This window comes from Microbacterium umsixpiens (assembly GCF_053543675.1).
Genome location: NZ_JBLVOH010000147.1, coordinates 1 through 3,100, shown reverse-complemented (window position 1 = coordinate 3,100; position 3,100 = coordinate 1). Strand labels below are relative to the sequence as shown.

Sequence of the window (3,100 nt, the reverse complement as noted above, 5' to 3'; positions counted from 1 at the left end):
CGACTTCAACACCTACGGCTTCCTGAACGCGACCGAGGACTTCACCACGAACCACCCCGACCTCGCGCAGGCTGTCGTCGACGCGTACGAGCAGGCGCGAGAGTGGGCGCTCGAGAACCCTGAGGAGACCGCCGCGCTGCTCGCCGAGGTCGCCGGCATCGACCCCGAAGTCGCCACCACCGTGATCGAGGAGCGCTCGAACCTCGACGTGAGCGGCGTCCCCGGTGACGACCAGATCGCGGTGCTCGAGAAGATCGCGCCCGTGCTCGTCGAGTCCGGTGACGTGCAGGGCGGCAAGGACTCCGTCGACAAGGCGCTCTCATCGATCGTGAACGACACGTTCGCGAAGAAGGCGGTCGACGGCGAGTGACCATTCCCGATCGACTGATCGTTCCCGAGGAGTCTCGGGACGAGCTCGACTTCGCGAAGGGCACGTCACAGCCCCGGAGCGGGGCTACGCGGCGCTCATGGGACCGGCCGGTCGTGCGGATCATCGCCGGTCTCCTGCTGCCCGTGATCATCCTGACGGCCTGGCAGGTGGTGACGACGAGCGGGATGGTGCCGCCGTACCGCCTGCCCACACCGGCGTCGGTGTTCCAGGCCGGTGTGGAGCTGGCCGAGACCGGACAGCTCTGGACGCACATCGCGATCTCGGTGCAGCGCGTGCTGCTCGGTTTCGCGATCGGATCCGTCATCGGGTTGGCCGCGGCCGGCATCGTCGGGCTCTCCCGGCTGGGAGAGGTGCTTCTCAGTCCGACACTCACCGCAGTCCGCGCCGTGCCGTCGCTGGCCTGGGTGCCGCTCCTCATCCTCTGGATGCAGATCGGCGAGGAGTCGAAGGTCACTCTGATCGCGATCGGTGCGTTCTTCCCGGTGTATACGACGGTCTCGTCGGCGCTCCGACACGTCGATCCGCAGCTCGTCGAAGCCGGGCGTTCGTTCAGCCTGCGCGGCTGGTCGCTGTTCCGCATCGTGCAGCTGCCGGCGGTGGTGCCGTCCGTCGTGTCCGGGCTGCGTCTGGCACTCGCGCAAGCGTGGCTGTTCCTCGTCGCCGCAGAACTCATCGCTGCGTCCATGGGCCTGGGCTTCCTGCTGACCGAGTCGCAGAGCAGCGGGCGCGTGGACCGCATCCTGCTCTCGATCGTGCTGCTCGCACTTCTGGGCACGCTCACCAACGGGATCCTCGTGCTGGTCGAGAAATACCTGCTCCGTCGGTGGGTGTGAGGGTGACCGAGGCTCGACTGCAGGAGTCGCGTATGTACGCGCCCGGCGGCGGATTCAGCGACGCGAACGTCACCGCGGAGGCGTATGCGCGCGCCGCCGCGGATCCGATCGCGTTCTGGGAAGAGGCCGCGCGCCGCCTGGACTGGTCCGAGCCGTGGCGCACCGCCCACGAATGGGATCCGCCGGTCGGCGATGCCGTTCCGGCGGCGCGCTGGTTCGTCGGCGGCAGACTCAACGTCGCGGTCAACTGCGTGGACCGTCACGTCGACGCCGGACGCGGCGACAAGGTGGCCCTGCATTTCGAGGGGGAGCCGGGCGACCGCCTCTCGGTCACTTACGCCGATCTGCAGCGCCGCGTGTCGCAGGCCGCCAACGCGCTCACAGCTCTCGGCATCCGTCCCGGGGACCGCGTCGTGATCTACCTCCCCGTGCTCGTCGAGACGATCGTGATCACTCTCGCCTGTGCGCGGATCGGCGCCGTGCATTCGCTCGTCTTCGGTGGCTTCTCGGCCGAAGCCGTGCGGTTCCGTCTCGCTGACACCGGCGCGAAGCTGCTGGTCACGAGTGACGGTCAGTATCGCCGCGGCACCGCCACCGAGGTGAAGTCGACGGCCGACGTCGCCGCGGCGGATCTTCCTGACCTCGAGCACGTCCTCGTCCTGCGCCGCACCGGTCAGGACGTCCCGTGGACGGACGATCGCGACGTGTGGTGGCATGACGTCGTCGACACGGCGTCGCCGGAGCACGAGGCGGAATCCTTCGACGCCGAGCATCCGCTCTTCATCATCTACACGTCCGGCACGACGGGGAAGCCGAAGGGGCTGGTGCACACGTCCGGCGGGTACCTGACGCACGCGAGCTGGGCGCACTGGGCCCATTTCGACGCGAAGCCCGACGATGTGCACTGGTGTACCGCAGACCTCGCGTGGGTCACGGCGCACACCTACGAGATCTACGGTCCGCTGTCGAATGGACTCACGCAAGTCGTCTACGAGGGAACTCCCGACGCACCGCACCGGGAACGCCACCTCGAGATCATCGAGCGCTACGGGGTGACCGTCTACTACACGGCGCCCACTCTGATCCGCACGTTCATGACCTGGTTCGGTGCGGAGCTGCCACAGGGCCACGACCTCTCCACCCTGCGACTGCTCGGCACCGTCGGGGAGGCGATCAACCCGGAAGCCTGGGTGTGGTTCCGACGCAACTTCGGCCGCGACGAACTGCCCGTCATCGACACCTGGTGGCAATCCGAGACCGGCGCGGCGATGATCGCCCCGCTCCCGGGAATAACCGCCCTCAAGCCGGGGTCTGCCTCGGTCCCGCTCCCGGGCATCGATGCGGCGGTGGTGGACGAGCGGGGCGACGAGGTCGCGCCCGGCCGCTCGGGCACCCTCGTGGTCCGCAGACCCTGGCCCGGAATGGCCAGGACCGTGTGGGGTGACCCCGCCCGCTATCGCGACGCCTACTGGTCGACGTTCGCAGGTAGGGGTGACCACGGCGGGTTCTACGTGGCAGGTGACGGAGCGACCAGGGACGCCGACGGATACATCTGGATCCTCGGCCGACTCGACGACGTCGTGAACGTCTCGGGACACCGACTCTCCACGATCGAGATCGAATCGGCTCTGGTCGCACACGACACCGTGGGGGAGGCCGGGTCCGCCGGCGTGTCCGATCCGGTCACCGGACAGGCCGTCGTCGCCTTCGTCACCCCGTCCGGCCGGGCAGAGATCACCCCATCCGACCTGCGCACCCAGGTCGCGCGATCCATCGGCCCCGTCGCCAAGCCGAAGCACATCGTGATCGTGCCCGACCTGCCGAAGACCCGCTCGGGCAAGATCATGCGCAGACTCCTGGCACAGTTGTGGGAGGC

At 68.5% G+C, this 3,100-nt stretch carries 2 protein-coding genes and 1 pseudogene; all 3 read left to right on the top strand.

What is annotated here, in order from left to right; genetic code table 11:
• A pseudogene (locus ACNPM4_RS14430) lies at positions 1-370 on the top strand (aliphatic sulfonates ABC transporter substrate-binding protein); the annotation flags it as partial.
• On the top strand, positions 367-1,224 hold the full coding sequence (locus ACNPM4_RS14425) for an ABC transporter permease (RefSeq protein ID WP_448986105.1): 858 nt from the start codon (positions 367-369) through the stop codon (positions 1,222-1,224). The pseudogene ACNPM4_RS14430 and the gene ACNPM4_RS14425, both read left to right, overlap by 4 nt.
• A gap of 32 nt (positions 1,225-1,256) precedes the next feature.
• Positions 1,257-3,100 (top strand): acetate--CoA ligase (gene acs, locus ACNPM4_RS14420; protein ID WP_448986114.1); only part of this gene is annotated, 1,844 nt, incomplete at its 3' end.